This is a genomic window from Pseudomonas hygromyciniae (assembly GCF_016925675.1).
GTDB classification, from domain to species: Bacteria; Pseudomonadota; Gammaproteobacteria; order Pseudomonadales; family Pseudomonadaceae; genus Aquipseudomonas; species Aquipseudomonas hygromyciniae.
In genome coordinates, this window is the sequence record NZ_CP070506.1 from 1,390,892 (window position 1) to 1,409,463 (window position 18,572).

Consider the following 18,572-nt stretch of genomic DNA (forward strand, 5'->3'; position numbering starts at 1 on the left):
TTGGCCCGGTTCATTGAGCAGCCGTTTTTAGCCGCCCAGATATGCCTCGCGCACTTTCGGGTCGGTCAGCAGTTGCTCGCCGCTGCCCTGCATCACTACCCGGCCGTTTTCCAGCACGTAGGCACGGTCGGCAATTTTCAACGCCTGGTTGGCGTTTTGCTCCACCAAAAACACCGTCACACCGTCCTTGCGCAGTTGCTCGATGATGTCGAAAATCTGCTGGATGATGATCGGGGCCAGGCCCAGGGAAGGTTCGTCCAACAGCAGCAACTTGGGCTTGCTCATCAGCGCACGGCCGATGGCGAGCATCTGCTGTTCGCCGCCGGACATGGTGCCGCCGCGCTGGCTGAAGCGTTCCTTGAGCCGAGGGAACAGGTGCAGCACCTTGTCCATCTGCTCCTGGTAGTCGCCCTTGTCGGTAAAGAATCCGCCCATGGCCAGGTTCTCTTCCACGGTCAGGCGGGCAAACACCCTACGGCCTTCCGGGACCACGGCAATGCTCTTGCGCATGATCGCCGCCGAATGCTGGCCTACCAGTTCCTCACCCATGTAGCGGATGCTGCCGCTGTGAGCCTGGGGCGAACCGCACAGGGTCATCAGCAAGGTGGACTTGCCGGCACCGTTGGCACCGATCAGGGTGACGATCTCGCCCTGGCGCACTTCCACGTTGACGTCGTGCAGGGCCTGGATCTTGCCGTAGAAAGTGGAAACGTTTTCGAATTGCAGCATTTACGCTTCCCCCAAATAGGCTTTGATCACTTCCGGATTGTCGCGGATCTGCTCCGGCGTCCCGTTGGCCAATGGCGTGCCCTGGTTGATCACGACGATATGGTCGGAAATGCTCATGACCAGTTTCATGTCGTGTTCGATCAGCAGCACGGTGGCGTTGTTTTCTTCACGCAGCACACCGATCAACGCCTTGAGGTCTTCGGTTTCCTTGGGGTTGAGGCCCGCAGCGGGTTCGTCGAGCATCAGGATCCGCGGGCGGGTCATCATGCAGCGGGCGATTTCCAGGCGGCGTTGCTGACCATAGGCCAGGGTGCCGGCCGGACGGTTGGCAAACTCGGTGAGGTTGACCTTGTCCAGCCAATACGCGGCGTACTCCATGGCCTCGCGCTCGCTCTTGCGGAACCCCGGGGTCTTGAACAGGCCTGCGAAGAAGTTGGTGTTCAGGTGACGGTGCTGGGCAATCAGCAGGTTTTCCACTGCGGTCATGTCCTTGAACAACCGCACGTTCTGGAAGGTCCGCACCACGCCCTTGCGGGCGATCTCGTGACCGGCCAGGCCCTGGATCGGCTGGCCGTCCAGCAGGATGCTGCCACCGGCCGGTTTGTAGAAGCCGGTCAGGCAGTTGAACACCGTGGTCTTGCCGGCGCCATTGGGGCCGATCAGCGCAACCACTTGTTTCTCTTTGACGGTCAGGGCGACGCCATTGACCGCCAGCAAGCCGCCGAAGCGCATGCTCAGGTTTTCGACTTTCAGGATCTCGCGGCTCATTTGCGCAGCTCCATATGTGGACGTTGCATGGGCAGCAGGCCTTGAGGGCGCCAGATCATCATCAGCACCATCATGGCGCCGAACATCAACATGCGGTACTCGCTGAACTCACGCATCAGTTCCGGCAGCAGGATCATCACGATGGCCGCAAGGATCACGCCCAACTGCGAGCCCATGCCACCCAATACCACGATGGCGAGGATGATTGCCGACTCGATGAAGGTAAACGACTCAGGCGTCACCAGGCCTTGGCGAGCGGCAAAGAAGCTGCCGGCAAAACCGGCGAACGCGGCACCCAGGGTGAAGGCGGAGAGCTTGATGACGGTTGGGTTCAGGCCCAGCGCACGGCAGGCGATTTCGTCTTCACGCAGCGCTTCCCAGGCACGCCCGATCGGCATGCGCAGCAGGCGGTTGATCACGAACAGCGCGGCCAGGGCCAGCAACAGGGCGACCAGGTACAGGAACACCACCTTGCTCACCGGGTTGTAGGCAATCCCGAAGTACTCGTGGAAGGTCTGCATGCCCTCGGCAGCGGAGCGATCAAACGACAAGCCGAAGAACGTTGGCTTGGGAATGCTGCTGATACCGTTGGGACCACCGGTGATATCCGTAAGGTTACGCAGGAACAGGCGGATGATTTCACCGAAGCCCAGGGTCACGATGGCCAGGTAGTCACCGCGCAGGCGCAACACCGGGAAGCCCAGCAGGAAGCCGAACGTCGCCGCCGCCATGCCGGCCAATGGCAGGCAGATCCAGAAGCTCCAGCCCAGGTAGTGCGAGAGCAGCGCGTAGGTGTAGGCACCCACCGCGTAGAAGCCCACGTAACCCAGGTCGAGCAGCCCGGCCAAGCCCACCACGATGTTCAGGCCCAGGCCCAGCAACACGTAGATCAGGATCAGGGTGGCAATATCCACCGCACCACGGGAGCCGAAGAATGGCCAGATCAACGCGGCCACGATCAGGCCGATGATGATGTAGCGCTGGGTACGCGGCAGGGTCAGGAACTGGCTGACCTTGGGCGAGACCAGCGGGCCACGGTTGGACTTGAGCAGCGCACCGACCTGCTGGGTGAACAGTACCCGCAGGAACATCAGCACCGAGCACAGGGCAATGATGGTCAGCGTCACTGGCCCGGTGCCGTGTACTTCAAGGTTGATCCCGACAATGCTCAACTTCAGTCCGAGTACCGGAAAGGCCACGGCCCAAACCAGCAAGGCGCTGAAAAACGCCGATTTAAGATATCTGCTCATACTTTCTCAACCTCCGGACGGCCCAGGATGCCGGTCGGCCGGAATAACAGCACCAGAACCAATAGACCGAATGCCACCACGTCCTTGTACTGGTCACCGAAGATATCGGCACCAAAGGCTTCGGCCACACCCAGCACCAGCCCGCCGAGCATGGCGCCCGGAATACTGCCGATGCCGCCCAGGACCGCCGCGGTAAAGGCTTTGAGGCCCACCAGGAAGCCGGCATTGGGGTTGATCACGCCATACTGCATGCTCAGCAACACGGCAGCGACGGCCGCCAGTGCAGCACCGATGACGAAAGTCAGGGCAATGATGTTGTTGGTGTTGATGCCCAGCAGGTTGGCCATCTTGATGTCTTCGGCGCAGGCCCGGCAGGCGCGCCCCAGACGGGAGCGGGAGATGAACAGGGTCAGGCCGAGCATCGCCACCAGGGTGACGACGAAGACCAGGATCTGCATGTAGGAAATCAGGACTTCTTCTGCGCCGCCCGGCCCGAAGGAAATACTGCCCGGGATCAGGTTGGGAATGGACTTGTCCTTGGAGTCCTGGGACAGCAATACGGTGTTCTGCAGGAAAATCGACATGCCGATGGCGGAAATCAACGGGATCAGGCGGTTGCTGCCACGCAAGGGGCGGTACGCAACGCGTTCGATACTGTAGCCGTAGGCACTGGTTACGACGATTGACGCAAGGAATGCGGCAGTCATCAACAGCGGCAGGGAGTGGATACCCATCATGGCCAGCCCGGCAATGGCGATGAAAGCCACGTAGGAGCCAATCATGTAGACCTCGCCGTGGGCGAAGTTGATCATTCCAATGATGCCGTAAACCATTGTGTAGCCAATGGCTATCAAGGCATAGGTGCTGCCAATGGTCAGGCCATTAACCAGCTGTTGGAAAAAATGATAGATCTCAGGCATTACAGCGCTCCTAAAAACCCGATACGCATTTCACTGGTGGAGTCATCTTCCAGCCTGGTGCTGTGTTCTGTGAGCACATTTGCACAAAGCATTTGCCAGCGAACCGCTGGTGACGGTTTTAAGATTTTCAGGTGAACCAGCACCCGGATCGCGGGTGCGTGGCCCATAAACCTCGTAAAACAAAACCCACTGCTTGCACAGTGGGCTTGTTGTCCAGTAACGCCTGGCTTACTGAGGGGAAACTTCGGTTTTTGGTTGGCCGAAGTGCCATTCGTAGACCACGAACTTGAAGTCTTTCAGGTCGCCCTTGGCGTCGAAGCTCAGATCGCCAGTCGGGGTCTTGAAGGTACCCGCGTGGATGGCCGCGGCCACTTTGGCGGTGTCTTCGCTTTTAGCAGCAGCGATGCCGCCAGCGATGATTTCAACTGCCGAGTAGGCCGGGAACACGAACGGACCGCTTGGATCTTTGCCGTCAGCCTTGAGCGCGTCGACTATGGCCTTGTTGGCAGGATCGGCGTCAAAGGATTTGGGCAGGGTGACCAGCAGGCCTTCGGAGGCTTTCTGGGCGATTTGCGAGATGGAGTCGTTGCCCACGCCTTCTGGACCCATGAACTTGGCTTTCAGGCCTTTTTCCTGGGATTGACGCAGGATCAGGCCCAGTTCTGGGTGGTAGCCGCCGTAGTAGACGAAGTCGACGTTGGCTTGCTTGAGCTTCTGGATGATCGAGGAAAAGTCTTTGTCGCCGGCGTTCAGGCCTTCGAACACGGCGACTTTCACGCCTTTTTCTTCCAGGGTCTTCTTCACGGCAGACGCGATACCTTCACCGTATTGTTGCTTGTCGTGCAGTACTGCAACGACCTTCGGCTTGACGTGGTCGGCGATGTAATTGCCGGCCGCTGGGCCCTGGGCGCTGTCCAGGCCGATGGTACGGAAGACCAGCTTGTAGCCACGGGAGGTGATTTCCGGGCTGGTAGCCGCCGGGGTGATCATGATCACGCCTTCGTCTTCGTAGATGTCGGTTGCAGGCTGAGTGGAGCTGGAGCAGAGGTGGCCGACTACGAACTTGACGCCGTCGTTGACCACTTTGTTGGCTACGGCAACGGCTTGTTTAGGGTCGCAAGCGTCGTCGTATTCCTTGGCTTCGAGCATCTTGCCGTCGACACCGCCCTTGGCGTTGATGTCCTTGATGGCTTGCTTGGCGCCCATGAACTGCATATCGCCGTATTGGGTCACAGGGCCGGTTTTAGGGCCGGCAATACCGATCTTGATGGTGTCAGCTGCGAACGAATGGCCGGCAACTCCAGCCAGGACCATAGCGGCAAACAGTTTGGAAATCTGCTTAGTAGCCTTATTCATAGTGCTCCACTCTTACTGTTGTATTTTTTATAGTTCTAGCGGCCTTGTGGGCTACAGAACCGGATCAGATATCTCGGATATCCCCCCGGCAGCGGCCTGGCAACTGTACCGGTACAGTGTAGAGCGCCGGTTGATCGCTTGAAAAGCTAGCTGCTGGGGGCAAACCCCGGGTGTGTCGCTTAAATGAAAGAAAAAGACAGAATTGCGGCGGGTGAATGCCAGAGTCTCGGGCAATCCTTGGCGTTCCTGACACTTTCAATCGGTGCCTCAATTGCAACTGGGTTTTTCTGCGGAAGTCTCGACGGTATGATTGCGCCGATTTTTCCCTCAGGTGAGTTCCCATGACGCAAGAACCTAGCACCCTCTATGCCAAGCTGCTCGGCGAAACCGCGGAAATTTCCTGGAAGGAGCTTGAGCCGTTCTTCGCCAAGGGTGCCCTATTGTGGGTCGACGCAGGCCTGGATTTGATCGAAGCCGCCGAGGGCATGGCCGAGGATAGCCGGGACAAAGTGGCCGCCTGGCTAGCCTCGGGGAGCCTTGGCGAAGTGTCTGCGACGCGGGCATTGGACCTGGTGGAGCGTGATCCGAGCCTGTGGGCGGTGGTGGTTTCGCCGTGGATTCTGATCCAGGAAAGGGCATCGAATTAAATTCGAGCACTTAAATGGTGCGCGTTTTTCCCGGTTAGAAGTGTGTAGCGGAGTAACCGCTTTACCCGTGATGGCAACTGGCCGTGAAGAAAGGTCACAAGGGAGGGTGACGTAAACGTCATGGGAACAGTTTTGCGGGCCGCGAATGGCTCGGGGAATTGTTTCTTGGTGTGGCAAGGTTATGGATATTTGTCGCCTGGCAGACCGCCTTCGCGAGCAAGCCCGCTCCCACCTTCGGCCGCATTCCAAGGGTGGAACGCGGCCGAAGGTGGGAGCGGGCTTGCTCGCGAAGGGCGCGCCTCGGTCTAGGCGGTCTTGCCCGTATGGTTATTCAGCGAGATCACCTTGGTCTTGCCAATCCGGTGACGATAAATCTCACGCAGGTACTTGATCGCTTTCTTCACGCAGTCCCGCGACAGACGAATATCGTTGATTGAGACAAACTTCTCCTTGTCATTGATCAGCTCGCGATACTTCTTCTCATACATCGGCTTGATCGCGTACCAGTTGGTATCGAGGATTTTCGCCGGGTTTTCGAATTCGTTGAGCAACTCGTCAATACGGTCCTCGTCGAAGTCTTCATGGATGATGAAGTCCAGGATCGAGTTGTCCAGCGTCTCGTCGAAGCGGTACGGGTTGCGGGCAAAGCAGCGTTTGATAAAGGCCACGATCAACGTCAGGAAATCATCCGACAGGCACGGGCTCTTGGCGATCAGGGTGGTCAGCGACAGGTTGGCCGAGGCGCCGATCACCAGGGCGTAACGCTTGAGGGTCGTGTTGGGGAACAGGCTGTTGAGGTGAGTCTTGAGCCGGTTCAGGTCCATATAGGACAGTTTGTAGTCCTTGGGCAGGGAGACAATGGACACCACCGACGAGCAGTTCTTGAAGAAGTGCAGGTCGTGCAGGGCCGCCGCGTCATAGCCGGAATTCTTGTACTGCTCCAGCGACGCCCGATAGCGCTTGGACTCGATCGGCAGCAGGCTGATGCCTTCGATGGCCTGGGTGACCTTGTTGAAGTGGGGCAGGTCGATGGAGCGGAAGAACAGGTCATCGATGTTCAATCGCTGCGGTTCTTTTTCGAACACCTTGAACTTGTCATTCGACGGCGCCGGGGTTTCCGGGACCACAGACTCGGCATAGGCAATCGCCACCGGCCCGGCCAGGCTCATGAACAGGTCGTTGGCGTCCAGGCGAATGGTTTCACCGATATCAATGCCGGCCCGGCGGAAATAGTTCTGGTCGTAGTCGGTTGTCACCGCCTGGGCCGTCAGAATGTTGAAGATCTGCTGTGAGATGTACTGGTTGGCGTGTTTTTCCATGGCATTGACGTCAATGTTCTGGATGTTGCCATCGTCGCTTTCTTCGGCGTAACGCATGATGTCGTTGGAGATCAGCATCATGGCGTTCCACGGGCGAATGCGCCCTTTGACGCTGGCCTCGCTGCTGTCTTCATTGTCGAAGTTGTACGAGAAGTCCCATTCCTCCGACAGGTACTTGCACAGCAGACGCCCGGCGTTGATGTGCAGTGCCTCGGACATTTCGCTGCGGTGATCGGAGATGTTCGGTAGCACGCAGATGCCGCTGGTGAAGATCGGCTCGAACACAAAGGCGTGGCCGCTCTTGCTGTCGTGCTCGTCGGCGGGCTTGGTATCGAAGGTTTTGTTCATGTACGAGTGCTGCTGGGCCAGGCCAAATTCCGAGGCCATGCCCGAGCCGGTGCCGCCGCCGGCGCTGAAGATCGAGAAGTAGAGGCGCGACTGGTTGGCCTTGATCCCGCAGGAATCGATCAGGTACGAATGGATCATCTTCCAGTCGGGGCTGGAAAAACGCTGGGTGTCTTTGTTGAGGATGATCTTGGCCAGGTACTGGCCGAGGATCGGTGCGTTACCGGCGCCACCGGCGTGCACTTCCGACAGGTCCATGATTTTCATCTTGCTGTAGTCGCGTAAAAATCCGCTTTTTTCGCCCTTGCGGGAAAAACGGATGCGCCCGGCAATGTCTTTGTCCAGGTCGCCGAGCATCACCAACGGTTCTACCAGAAACACCGGCTTGCTGGCCTTGCTGGCCCCCAGGCGCAGGTTGTTACGGATCCATTGGGCTGGGCTGTAGCCCTTTTCAACGTAGGATTTATCTTCGGTGCTGAACTCGTTCAAGTAGAACTTGCGCGCGTTGTAGACCAGCTCCGCGACATCCAGGGCAATGTTGGAACCGCAGCGCCCCAAGCCGATCAGGCAGACCGAGGGAAATTCCTGCTCGCTGCGTAACTCGCTGTCGCCCTCAAGGTGCGGCGGGCGTGGGAACACCATGTCGCGCAGGCCGTCGAGGTTGTCGAGGATGCGGTCGGTGTTGGTTTCGGTGAAGTACAGGTATTGCTGGGTGCCCAGCGCACGTTGACTGTTCAATGACTTTGAACCTGAGGGTTTTTCCGCAGGAGCTGTCAGCAACACGTCGGATACCGCAGTAACAGGATTATTTTTAGAAGTCATTGTGCGCCATGTGCCTGGACGGATGGCTGGAAAGCATCAAAGAGCCATCACCGAGTGAGAGTTCGCGACTTTTACAGTGCGTTTTAGGCCTCGGCGACCTGTCTTAACCCTATTTTTTCTAGGGAAAAGCGACGCCGGACTCTCATGAATCGGCCGTTCGTCGGCGTTCTTTAATCAAAATGATGGCGATATGCCAAGGTTTTTGCGCCTCAACGGATTGGACGTACCACCGAAGAGGTGTCCTTGCCGCCTGCCTGGCTTAACGGTGTGAGCGGGTTGTGCTGATCAAGCGTGTTGATCAACGCACTGACTTCACTGGCTGGCACCGCTGCACTGAGCAGGTAACCCTGCACATAATCGCAGCCATGCTTGATCAGAAGCTCCAGTTGCTGCGGGGTTTCCACCCCTTCGGTGATGACCTGCAGGTGCAGGGTGTGGGCCATGCCGATGATCGCCTGGACAATCTCCATATCGGTGGTGGATTTGGGAATGTCCTGGATAAAGGACCGATCGATTTTCAAGGTATTGAGGGGTAGGCGCTTGAGATAGGAAAGGGAGGAGTAACCGGTGCCGAAGTCATCGATGGACAACGAAACGCCCAGCGCGCGGATTTGCCGCAGCAGGATCAGGGTGCTGCTGATGTTGCCCATCAAGGCATTTTCGGTCACTTCCAGTTCCAGGCGGCTGGCGGCGATACCGCTGCTGCGCAGGGCATATTCGATCTCGTCCGCCAGTTCGTCACGGGCGAGGTTCAGGGCCGAGCAGTTGACGGCCATGCTCAGGTCTGGGTGACCCTGTTCCGTCAGCCAGCTCAGGTCGGCACAGGCCTGGCGTAGTACCCAGTTGTCCAGTTCGGCGATCAGCCCGTTGTTTTCGGCAATACCGATAAACCGGTCGGGCGCCAGCAACCCATGGACGGGATGTTGCCAGCGCACCAGGGCTTCGAGCCGTGTGACCTTGCCTTTGCGCAGGTCGAGGATCGGTTGGTAGTGCAGGACCAGTTCTTTTTGGTTGCGTAGCGCGTTACGCAGTTCCTCTTCCAGCTGAAGTTCAAGCGAGGCGCGGGTTTTCAGGTTGGAGCTGAAGAAGTTCAGGCTGTTGCGCCCGCCATCCTTGGACTGATACAGCGCTAGGTCGGCGGTTTTCAGCAGTTCCTCGCTGGTGGTCCCGTCCTCGGGAAATACGCTGATACCGATGCTTGTAGTCATCACCATGCGCCGGCCAGCCAGCTCGATGGGCTCTTTCATTTTTTGCATGATGCGCTGGGCCATGTGCCGCGCTTCGTCGCGATGATGAATATTGATCAGGATGCAGAACTCATCGCCGCCGAACCGCGCCACCACATCATTGTGGCTGCGTACCGAACTCTTGATATGCCCGGCCAGGACCGTCAGCAGCTCATCGCCGGCGTCATGGCCCAGGCTGTCGTTGATCCGCTTGAAGTGGTCGATGTCGAGGAAAATCAACGCCAGCATGCTCCCCGCCAGGGATTTCTGTGCGAGCTTTTCGGCGAAGATCTGGTTGAAGCCCCGGCGATTGAGCAGGCCGGTCAAGGCGTCATAGTGGGCGACTTGCTGCAGGGATGCGCGCGCCTGGTCCAGCTCGGTCAGCAAGGTATTGACCCGACGCAGGTCGCGTTCCTTGTGCTGCAGTTTCTTGTCGGCCAGGGCTGCGCTGATGCTGCTGCCGATCACCAGCAACGTGATGACGGCCACCGACAGCCCCAGTTGCGTCGGGTTATTGTCGATTGGGAGCGACGGTACAGCCCCTGTGGGCAGCAGCAATTGCATGGCGGCCATACCGGTGAAGTGCATGCTGATAATGCCGGCGCCGAGTACCAGGCTGGCGCCGTATTTGAGCAGTTGGTGGAACATCCCGCTGCCATTGCGCAGGTAATTGGATAACAGCAAGGCCGCCAGGCTGGCGCCGATGGCGATGGCTACCGACAACCCGAACAGCGCGCTGGAAAAATACATCTGGGCCTCGGAGCGCATGGCGGACATGCCCACGTAATGCATCAGGGTGATGCCCAGGCCCATCCAGATGGACGCGATCAGATACTGATGAAAACGCAGTTGCGTATGACTGAGGGTTTGCATGGCGAACAACGAGGCGACCATTGCGATCAGCAATGAAGCAAAGGTCATGAATAGTTCGTAATGGATGGCGATGGGCGCCTGGAACGCCAGCATGCTGATGAAGTGAGTCGACCAGATCCCGCCGGCCAGGCATGCGGCGCCGATCCAGCGCCAGCGGCGTTTTGCCGTCGGGTTGTCAACGTGGCCGACACGTTCAGCCATGTCCAGGGTGCCGAAGCCCGCAGCGCAGGCAACCAGATACGCCAGCAGCACCAGGAAGGGGTTATGGGTGCAATCGAGTAATAAATGCCCGTTCTCGGGAAGGGGGGTAAAAAAATGCAGACCCAGCCATTCCATAGCATGTCCCGTTAGAGTCATCTCTTGTCACGGCGCGCGGCGATGACCTATGGAGTCAAGTATAGAAGGCTCAACGAAATCGCAAGCGGTGATGGCATTTTGATTTTTTTCGATTTTTGCATCCCGCTCATAGCCAGTGGTTCTAAGCGCTGATCGGCAACTCGTACTCGTAAGGCGGTTGCTCAAGCGGCGCCAGGCCGAACGCGGCACGAGCGGCGTCGCAATCGACGTTCACTTCGCCCTGGCTCCATGACGCCTCGAACTCCCGGCATACGCTGGAGCGCTGCTCGTAGATCGAGCAGCGTGTACCGCAGCCCACTTCGCCTTCCAGGCTGACGCAGCGCGCCGGCTTTTGGTCGGTGCCGATCATCGCCACTCGGCTGGGGTTGATCTGTACCACCAGTTCATCGGGCACGGTGCCGCCTGATGAAGCGCATTCGCCCCAAAAGAAAGACACGCGAAAGTGTGAACAGCAGGCACCGCAATTCAGACACGGACTGGCATCGGACATGGCACGTCATCAATAAGAGGTAAGGGGGGAACTGCGGAAGGCTCGCTATTCTATTCCTGCCAAGGCGCTTGGGAAGGGGGGCGCGTGCTTATTTTTTTACCGGGGAAAATCGGGCTGCCCTGGATGAAATTACGCCCTATCAGCTTTACGAATCATTACAGACAACCGCGCCTTGGCTGACTAGATTGCAGGTTCCGGGCAGGATGCGTCGGCATCGAGCCTCTATAACAATAAAGAGACGGACCCATGCAGAACTCGACCCAAGCGGCGAATGCCTGGCGCATTCTGTTCCTGCTGTTCCTGGCCAACCTGTTCAACTTCTTTGATCGCACGATCCCGGCGATCATCATCGAGCCGATCCGCATGGAATGGCACCTCAGTGACTTCCAACTCGGCATCATCGGCACCGCGTTCACCATCGTCTATGCCATTGCCGGCTTGCCTCTGGGGCGCCTGGCCGATACTGGCTCGCGCAGCAAACTGATGGGCTGGGGCCTGGCGAGTTGGAGCGCGCTGACGGCGGTCAACGGTATGGTTGGTAGCTTCTGGACCTTTCTGCTGGTACGCATGGGCATCGGTATTGGTGAGGCCAGTTATGCACCGGCTGCCAACTCGCTGATCGGCGACCTATTCCCGGCCCACCGCCGCGCTCGAGCCATGGGGATTTTCATGCTGGGCCTGCCCTTGGGGCTGTTGCTGGCGTTCTTCACCATCGGCGCGATGGTCCAGGCGTTCGACAGCTGGCGTGCACCGTTCTTTATTGCGGCGGTCCCGGGGCTGATCCTCGCGGTGTTCATGTTCTACATCAAGGAGCCCAAGCGCGGCGCCGCCGAAACCGTGCAAGTCTCTCAAGAGAAAGTTGATCGGCCGATTCGTCGCGTGCTGGCGGTACCGACCTTCCTCTGGTTGGTGCTGGCCGGGCTGTGCTTCAACTTTGCCACCTATGCCTGCAACTCGTTCCTGGTGCCGATGCTGCAACGCTACTTCCTGATGCCGCTGCAAGAAGCTGCGGTGGCAACCGGGGTGATCGTCGGCGTGACGGGCTTGTTTGGCCTGACCTTGGGCGGCCTGGTGGCCGACAAGATTCACCAACGTATCCCCAACGGCCGCCTGCTGTTTGCCGCCTTCAGCCTGATTATCTCCACGGTCTGCACGGCCTGGGCCCTGCATGCGGGGCGCATCGAAATTGGGGTGTTTGTCGCGGTGTTCAGTGTGGGTTGGCTGTTCGCCTATAACTTCTACACCTGTGTGTACACGGCAATCCAGGACGTGGTGGAGCCACGCCTACGCGCTACGGCCATGGCACTGTTCTTTGCCGGCCTGTATCTGCTGGGTGGTGGTATGGGGCCAGTGGTGGTGGGCGCATTGTCTGATCACTTTGCCCATGCGGCGATGTATGCGGCGGGTGCCGAACAAATGACCGAAGCGTTCAAGGCCGTGGGGCTGCATGACGCCATGTACCTGATCCCGGTGGCGTTGTTCCTGACCATGCTGTTTCTGTTCCAGGCTTCGCGGTGTTTTGTGCGCGATGCCAAGCGGATGAAGGATGGGTTGGGAGTGGTGGCGGTGCCTGGTCCGGCGGTTCCTGCTTGAGACCGAGGTGATGCTATCGCAGGCAAGCCAGCTCCCACAGTTGACCGAGTTGCCAACTGGAACACCGGTCAACTGTGGGAGCTGGCTTGCCTGCGATGAGGTCCTCAAGACCCCATAAAAAAGGCCCGCATTGCGCGGGCCTTCTTGTTTGACAGGGCAGGGTGCGGATCAACCCGCTACCAACACCCGAATAGCTTCCAACCGCAACGCCGCCTTGTCGAGCATGGCCAGGCCTTGCTCGCGTTGTTGGCGCAGGGCAACCAGTTCGCTGTCGCGTACGGTTGGATTGACGGCTTGCAGGGCGGTCAGGCGTGCCAGTTCTTCGTCGGTGTCTGCCGCCAGGCGACGTTGCGCCTCGGCCACACGCTCGGCGTGGCGCGGGGCGATTTTCTCTTCGCCGGCGTTGATCCGTGGCGTCAGCTGATCACGCTGAGCCTGCACGAACTTGTTGGCGCTGGCCCGTGGCACGCTTTCCAACTGGTCGTTCAAGGTGGTGAACGACACACGGCCGGACAAGTCATTGCCATTGGCATCCAACAGGCAACGCAGGGCTGCCGGCGGCAGGTAGCGACCCAGTTGCAGCGAACGCGGCGCCACTACCTCACTGACGTAGAGCAGCTCCAGCAACACGGTGCCCGGCTTGAGCGCCTTGTTCTTGATCAGCGCCACGGCGGTGTTGCCCATGGAACCGGACAGCACCAGATCCATACCGCCCTGGACCATTGGGTGCTCCCAGGTAATGAACTGCATGTCTTCGCGAGACAGCGCCTGGTTGCGGTCGTAGGTAATGGTTACGCCTTCGTCGTCGCCGAGGGGGAAGCTGGCGTCGAGCATTTTTTCGCTGGGCTTGAGGATCAGCGCGTTTTCCGAATGGTCTTCGCTGTCGATGCCAAATGCGTCGAACAGGGTTTCCATGTAGATCGGCAGGGTGAACTGATCGTCTTGCTCCAGGATATCTTCGACCAGTGCATCACCTTCGCCAGCGCCGCCGGAGTTGAGCTCCAGCAAACGGTCGCGGCCGGTGTGCAGCTCGGCTTCCAGACGCTCGCGCTCAGTCCGGGCTTCGTCGATCAGGCCTTGCCATTCAACGTCGTCGGCATTTTCCAGCAGCGGCAGCAGGCGCGGGCCGAACTGGTGCTGCAAGGCGTTGCCGGTCGGGCAGGTATTAAGGAAGGCGTTCAAGGCTTCGTGGTACCACTGGAACAGCCGTTCTTGCGGACTGGTTTCCAGGTACGGCACGTGTAATTCGATCACATGCTTCTGGCCGATCCGATCCAGACGCCCGATGCGTTGCTCCAGCAAGTCCGGGTGCGACGGCAGATCGAACAGCACCAGATGGTGGGCGAACTGGAAGTTGCGGCCTTCACTACCGATTTCCGAACAGATCAGCACTTGGGCGCCGAACTCTTCATCAGCGAAGTAGGCGGCGGCACGGTCCCGTTCGAGGATGTTCATGCCCTCGTGGAACACCGTGGCCGGGATGCCGGAACGCACGCGCAGGGCGTCTTCCAGGTCCATGGCGGTTTCGGCATGGGCGCAGATCACCAGGACCTTGGTGCGTTTGAGCATCTTCAACTGGTCGATCAGCCACTCGACACGCGGGTCGAAGCGCCACCAGCGGTTTTCTTCTTCGATATCCGGCTGCGACTGGAAGCTGACTTCCGGATACAGCTCGGCATGCTCGCCCAGCGGCAGTTCCAGATACTCGTCCGGGCACGGCAGCGGGTAGGCGTGCAGCTTGCGCTCGGGGAAGCCTTGCACCGCGGCGCGGGTGTTACGGAACAGCACGCGGCCGGTGCCGTGGCGGTCCAGCAGCTCACGCACCAGGCGCGCGCTGGCTTCGGTGTCGCCATCGTTGACGGCGGCCAGCAGGGCTTCACCTTCGTTGCCGAGGAACCCCTGGATAGTCTTGTGCGCAGCCGGTGAAAGGCGGCCTTTGTCCATCAGTTCCTGGACGGCTTCGGCCACCGGGCGATAGTTCTCGCTCTCGGCGCGGAAGGCTTTGACGTCGTGGAAACGGTTCGGGTCCAGCAGGCGCAGACGGGCGAAGTGACTGTCCTGGCCCAGTTGTTCCGGGGTCGCGGTCAGCAGCAGCACGCCGGGAATGGTCTCAGCCAGTTGCTCCACCAGTTGGTATTCGGCGCTGGCTTTCTCTTCGTGCCATACCAGGTGGTGCGCTTCGTCGACCACCATCAAGTCCCAGCCGGCGGCGAACAGCGCGTCCTGGGCCTTCTCGTCATCCACCAGCCATTCCAGGGCCACCAGCGCGAGCTGGGTGTCTTCGAACGGGTTGCTGGCATCGCTTTCGATAAACCGTTCTTCGTCAAACAGCGCCACCTGCAGGTTGAAGCGTCGGCGCATTTCTACCAGCCATTGGTGCTGGAGGTTTTCCGGGACCAGGATCAGCACGCGATTGGCGCGGCCGGACAGCAACTGGCGATGGATCACCAGGCCGGCTTCGATGGTCTTGCCCAGGCCTACTTCGTCGGCCAGCAGCACCCGTGGCGCGATACGGTCGGCCACTTCACGGGCAATGTGCAATTGGTGTGCAATCGGCTGCGCACGTACGCCACCCAGGCCCCAGAGCGAGGACTGCAATTGGCGGCTGGTGTGTTCCAGGGTGTGGTAGCGCAGGGAGAACCAGGCCAGCGGGTCGATCTGCCCGGCGAACAGACGGTCGCTGGCGAGGCGGAACTGGATGAAGTTCGACAGTTGGGTTTCCGGCAGGGTGACCTGCTCGTTCTGCCCATTGAGGCCGTGGTAGACCAGCAGGCCATCGACATCGTCGACCTCGCGCACGGTCATTTTCCAGCCTTCGAAGTGGGTGATGGTGTCACCCGGCGAAAACCTCACGCGAGTGAGGGGCGCATTCCGTAGCGCATACTGGCGAGTGTCGCCAGTGGCCGGATAGAGCACGGTCAACAAGCGGCCGTCCTGTGCCAGAACGGTGCCTAACCCCAGCTCTGCTTCGCTGTCACTAATCCAGCGTTGCCCCGGTTGATACTGCTGCGCCATGCTGCCTGACTCCCGCCGTGAAAAAGCCGACTATTCTAACGGAACAAGGTCCCCAGCCAAAGGACTCTGACAAAAACTACTCCGCTTGCAGGGATGAAAGAGGTCGATTCGACGGGTGGCAGGGCACGGGTGACTGACGACTGGGTCACAAGTTGGCGACCCTGGGCTCAAGTCGCTGGTACGCCAGCCGACAGCCTGCTGACAGGAGACTAATAATTATGCTGCCACCGATCTTGCCCTTGAGTGTTGTGCCGGTCACATCACAACTCGACCCCGTGCGCCCAAAGCCCGATATCCCGCCGGTGGTACCTGCGCAGGCGAGCTCCAACGAAAGCACCATCGACCTGAAAAACCGCGACGCCGAGCAATCGACCCTGATGCTGCGCGAGGAGCAACGACGCCAGCAGGAACAGCAGAAACGCCGGCGCGAGGCCGACGAAGATCCCGAGCAGCACCTGGCCATTCCCGGTGATGAACTCAACGCCGATAACACCGTGCCGGTCGCGCCGCTGATTGAGGACGCGCCCCGCCAGGGGTTGTGGGTGGATGTCGAGGTTTGACCCCCGGGCGGGCCAGGACGCATTATTGAGTCACTCCAGCCACCACGTAAGCCATGCCATGAGTGACGACAAGCTGATCGACCTGAATGCCGAACGGGCCAAACGGGTGCACGACCTCAACGACAAGCGCCTGAATGACGTGCGCCAGGCGTTCGAGCAGGCCATGCCGTTGGGCAAGACGAAGAAAAAGTCGAAAAACAAAGCGAAAAAGCGCTGAAATGCCCTGAATCTGTTGATTCAGGTCAGTTATTTCCCTTCTTTACGCCCCGTTGCGGGCGACATTGATCCCCGTCAATTTATCCCCCCGGCTTCTTGGTTAACTTAGCCCCCATCGCAACAGGGCAAGAGCAGGAGGCCGGTCATGTTTTTCGATAATGTGGTTTTCGCCGGGGTGCTGACTGTCGGCCTCATGGTGCTGTTTTTTGTAGGGTTTGGTTTTTTTATCTGGAAAGACGCGAATAAGCGTAAAAAACCATAGGTTTTTCCGGGTTACATGAGCACGCAAGGCATTTTGGGCGACTTCGGTCGCCCTTTTTTTTGCCCGGATTTTGAAGCAATTCTTGTAGGCGCCGGCTTGCCAGCGAAAATCGTCAACGATAACGCGGTGGGCCTGGTACCCCGTGTTGTTCTCAAGTTTTTCGCCGGCAAGCCGGCTCCAAGGACAAAAAAAGGCGTGACCCTCGCAGGTCACGCCTTTTTCAGTTGCGCGGGCGGTTAACTGCCCAGCGCCTTGGAAGCCAACCAGAACAGCCCGGCCGACAGGCTCACCGTGGCCGGAAGGGTCAGCACCCAGGCCATCAGGATGGTCTTCACGGTGCCGCCTTGCAGGCCGCTCTTGTTCGCGACCATGGTCCCGGCCACGCCCGAAGACAGCACGTGGGTGGTGGACACCGGCAGGGCGAAGATATTGGCAAAGCCAATCATGGTGGCGGTAGTGATTTGTGCCGACATGCCCTGGGCATAGGTCATGCCCTGCTTGCCGATCTTCTCACCGATGGTCAGTACCACACGCTTCCAGCCCACCATGGTGCCCAGGCCAAGGGCCAGGGCCACGGCGAGGATCACCCAGAACGGGGCGTATTCAGTGGTGGCAGTCAGGTCTTTGCGCAGTTTTTCCAGGTCCGACTTCTCGCGGGAATCAAGGCCAGGCAGCTTGCCGACTTTCTTTGCGGTGTCGTCCAGGCACAACAGGTAGCGACGGACTTCAATGCGCTGGTCGGAGGTCAAGGAGTGGTAGTCAGAGACACCCTTCAATGTGCCGAGGAGGGCGTTGATGGTCGGCTCGGTCTGTTGCGGGTTGCAACGGAACTTGCCTGGCAGGTCGTCTCTGACACTTTTGCCCAAGGCAAGGAATTCGCCGAGGGTTTCGTGGTTGCGCTGGTAGAACTGGTTGAGGTGCAGGGTGGCGTCGCGGGTTCGCTCGATCTGGTAAGTGGTGCTGCCCAGATCAAGTACGAACTGCGCGGGCACGATACCAATCAGCACCAGCATGATCAGGCCGATACCTTTCTGACCGTCGTTGGAACCATGCACGAAACTCACGGCCATCGCGGAAATCACCAGTACCAGGCGGTTCCAGAACGGCGGGTGTTTCTTGTCGTCGAGCTTGCGGCGCTGGTCCGGTGTCTTGTGCATCTTGGACAGCGGACGCCACCATTTAAGACCAATCAACACCAGAGCAGCGACCAGGAAGCCGGCCATGGGCGAGAACACCAGCGAGGCGCCGATATCAATGGCCTTCTGCCAGTTGACCCCATCCGCCAGTGGAATATCGTTGATCAGGGCATTGGCCAGGCCGACACCGAGGATCGAACCGATCAGGGTGTGGGAGCTGGATGCCGGAATCCCGAAATACCAGGTGCCGAGGTTCCACGTGATGGCGGCGGCCAACAATGAGAACACCATGGCCAGGCCATGTCCGGTGTTCACATTGATCAGCAACTCCACCGGCAGCAAGTGCACGATGGCATAGGCAACGCCTACCCCGCCGAGCAACACGCCGAGGAAGTTGAACACCCCGGAAAAGAATACGGCCAGGTGCGGCGGCATCGCTTTGGTATAGATGACTGTGGCCACCGCGTTAGCGGTGTCATGAAAGCCATTGATGAACTCGAAGGCGAGGACAAAGGCGAGGGCGAGCAACAGGCTCACAAGAACCCAGGCATCCAGTCCGCTGAATAAATCGATCATGAAGGTTTTATGACCCGGTCGTAAGGGGGCGCGATTATGCCAGAAAACCTCAGTAATCGATGCACTAGCTGCTCACCGGTAACATTCTTCAACGAATTAGTTGGGAGGAGGG

The 18,572-nt window shown here is 59.1% G+C and carries 15 protein-coding genes; 5 read left to right on the forward strand and 10 right to left on the reverse strand.

Going from position 1 to position 18,572, the window contains the following annotated elements; all coding sequences use genetic code 11:
* Positions 1-27: 27 nt before the first annotated feature.
* The 5 genes from JTY93_RS06080 to JTY93_RS06100 all read right to left on the reverse strand — a co-directional run bounded on the left by JTY93_RS06080 (position 28) and on the right by JTY93_RS06100 (position 5,023).
* Positions 28-729, reverse strand: coding sequence for an ABC transporter ATP-binding protein (locus tag JTY93_RS06080; protein WP_029297115.1), 702 nt, complete (start codon positions 727-729; stop codon positions 28-30).
* Positions 730-1,497, reverse strand: coding sequence for a high-affinity branched-chain amino acid ABC transporter ATP-binding protein LivG (gene livG, locus JTY93_RS06085; protein ID WP_205476236.1), 768 nt, complete (start codon positions 1,495-1,497; stop codon positions 730-732).
* Positions 1,494-2,747 carry a high-affinity branched-chain amino acid ABC transporter permease LivM gene (locus JTY93_RS06090; RefSeq protein WP_032858082.1) on the reverse strand — a complete coding sequence of 418 codons (1,254 nt, stop codon included), beginning with the start codon at positions 2,745-2,747 and terminating at the stop codon, positions 1,494-1,496. Before JTY93_RS06090 ends, livG begins: the two co-directional genes overlap by 4 nt.
* Positions 2,744-3,667: a high-affinity branched-chain amino acid ABC transporter permease LivH gene (gene livH, locus JTY93_RS06095; protein WP_029297109.1), complete on the reverse strand. Its 924-nt coding sequence runs from the start codon at positions 3,665-3,667 to the stop codon at positions 2,744-2,746. Before livH ends, JTY93_RS06090 begins: the two co-directional genes overlap by 4 nt.
* A gap of 228 nt (positions 3,668-3,895) precedes the next feature.
* Positions 3,896-5,023 (reverse strand): branched-chain amino acid ABC transporter substrate-binding protein, encoded by a 1,128-nt coding sequence (locus tag JTY93_RS06100; protein ID WP_169996965.1) that lies wholly within the window; start codon positions 5,021-5,023, stop codon positions 3,896-3,898.
* Between the two features lie 341 nt (positions 5,024-5,364).
* On the opposite strand from JTY93_RS06100, the gene JTY93_RS06105 reads away from it, so the two are divergent.
* Positions 5,365-5,670 carry a DUF2288 domain-containing protein gene (locus JTY93_RS06105; RefSeq protein WP_169996966.1) on the forward strand — a complete coding sequence of 102 codons (306 nt, stop codon included), beginning with the start codon at positions 5,365-5,367 and terminating at the stop codon, positions 5,668-5,670.
* Between the two features lie 305 nt (positions 5,671-5,975).
* On the opposite strand, the gene JTY93_RS06110 is transcribed toward JTY93_RS06105, so the two are convergent.
* From JTY93_RS06110 to JTY93_RS06120, 3 genes are all read right to left on the reverse strand, one after another.
* Positions 5,976-8,156: a hypothetical protein gene (locus tag JTY93_RS06110; RefSeq protein ID WP_029297104.1), complete on the reverse strand. Its 2,181-nt coding sequence runs from the start codon at positions 8,154-8,156 to the stop codon at positions 5,976-5,978.
* 209 nt (positions 8,157-8,365) lie between these two features.
* Positions 8,366-10,591: a putative bifunctional diguanylate cyclase/phosphodiesterase gene (locus JTY93_RS06115; RefSeq protein ID WP_205476235.1), complete on the reverse strand. Its 2,226-nt coding sequence runs from the start codon at positions 10,589-10,591 to the stop codon at positions 8,366-8,368.
* Between the two features lie 142 nt (positions 10,592-10,733).
* Positions 10,734-11,102, reverse strand: a complete 369-nt coding sequence (locus JTY93_RS06120; protein WP_169999322.1) for a YkgJ family cysteine cluster protein — start codon at positions 11,100-11,102, stop codon at positions 10,734-10,736.
* Positions 11,103-11,348: 246 nt separating this feature from the next.
* Between JTY93_RS06120 and JTY93_RS06125 the strand changes: the two genes are divergently transcribed.
* Complete coding sequence (locus JTY93_RS06125; RefSeq protein WP_169904951.1) at positions 11,349-12,695, forward strand: spinster family MFS transporter; 1,347 nt, start codon at positions 11,349-11,351, stop codon at positions 12,693-12,695.
* Between the two features lie 168 nt (positions 12,696-12,863).
* Here the strand turns inward: JTY93_RS06125 and rapA are convergent, their stop codons facing one another.
* Positions 12,864-15,710 carry an RNA polymerase-associated protein RapA gene (rapA, locus tag JTY93_RS06130; protein WP_169999320.1) on the reverse strand — a complete coding sequence of 949 codons (2,847 nt, stop codon included), beginning with the start codon at positions 15,708-15,710 and terminating at the stop codon, positions 12,864-12,866.
* 218 nt (positions 15,711-15,928) lie between these two features.
* Between rapA and JTY93_RS06135 the strand changes: the two genes are divergently transcribed.
* The 3 genes from JTY93_RS06135 (at position 15,929) to ccoM (ending at position 16,748) form a co-directional block, all read left to right on the forward strand.
* The gene (locus JTY93_RS06135) at positions 15,929-16,270 is read left to right on the forward strand and encodes an aspartate-semialdehyde dehydrogenase (protein ID WP_169999319.1); all 342 of its coding nucleotides are present in this window, start codon (positions 15,929-15,931) and stop codon (positions 16,268-16,270) included.
* A gap of 25 nt (positions 16,271-16,295) precedes the next feature.
* Positions 16,296-16,487, forward strand: a complete 192-nt coding sequence (locus JTY93_RS06140; protein WP_205476269.1) for a hypothetical protein — start codon at positions 16,296-16,298, stop codon at positions 16,485-16,487.
* Positions 16,488-16,631: 144 nt separating this feature from the next.
* Complete coding sequence (ccoM, locus tag JTY93_RS29550; RefSeq protein WP_029297086.1) at positions 16,632-16,748, forward strand: cytochrome c oxidase subunit CcoM; 117 nt, start codon at positions 16,632-16,634, stop codon at positions 16,746-16,748.
* Positions 16,749-16,984: 236 nt separating this feature from the next.
* On the opposite strand, the gene JTY93_RS06150 is transcribed toward ccoM, so the two are convergent.
* A complete protein-coding gene (locus JTY93_RS06150; protein ID WP_029297084.1) occupies positions 16,985-18,460 on the reverse strand; it encodes an inorganic phosphate transporter in 1,476 nt (491 codons plus the stop codon).
* Between the last annotated feature and the right edge of the window lie 112 nt (positions 18,461-18,572).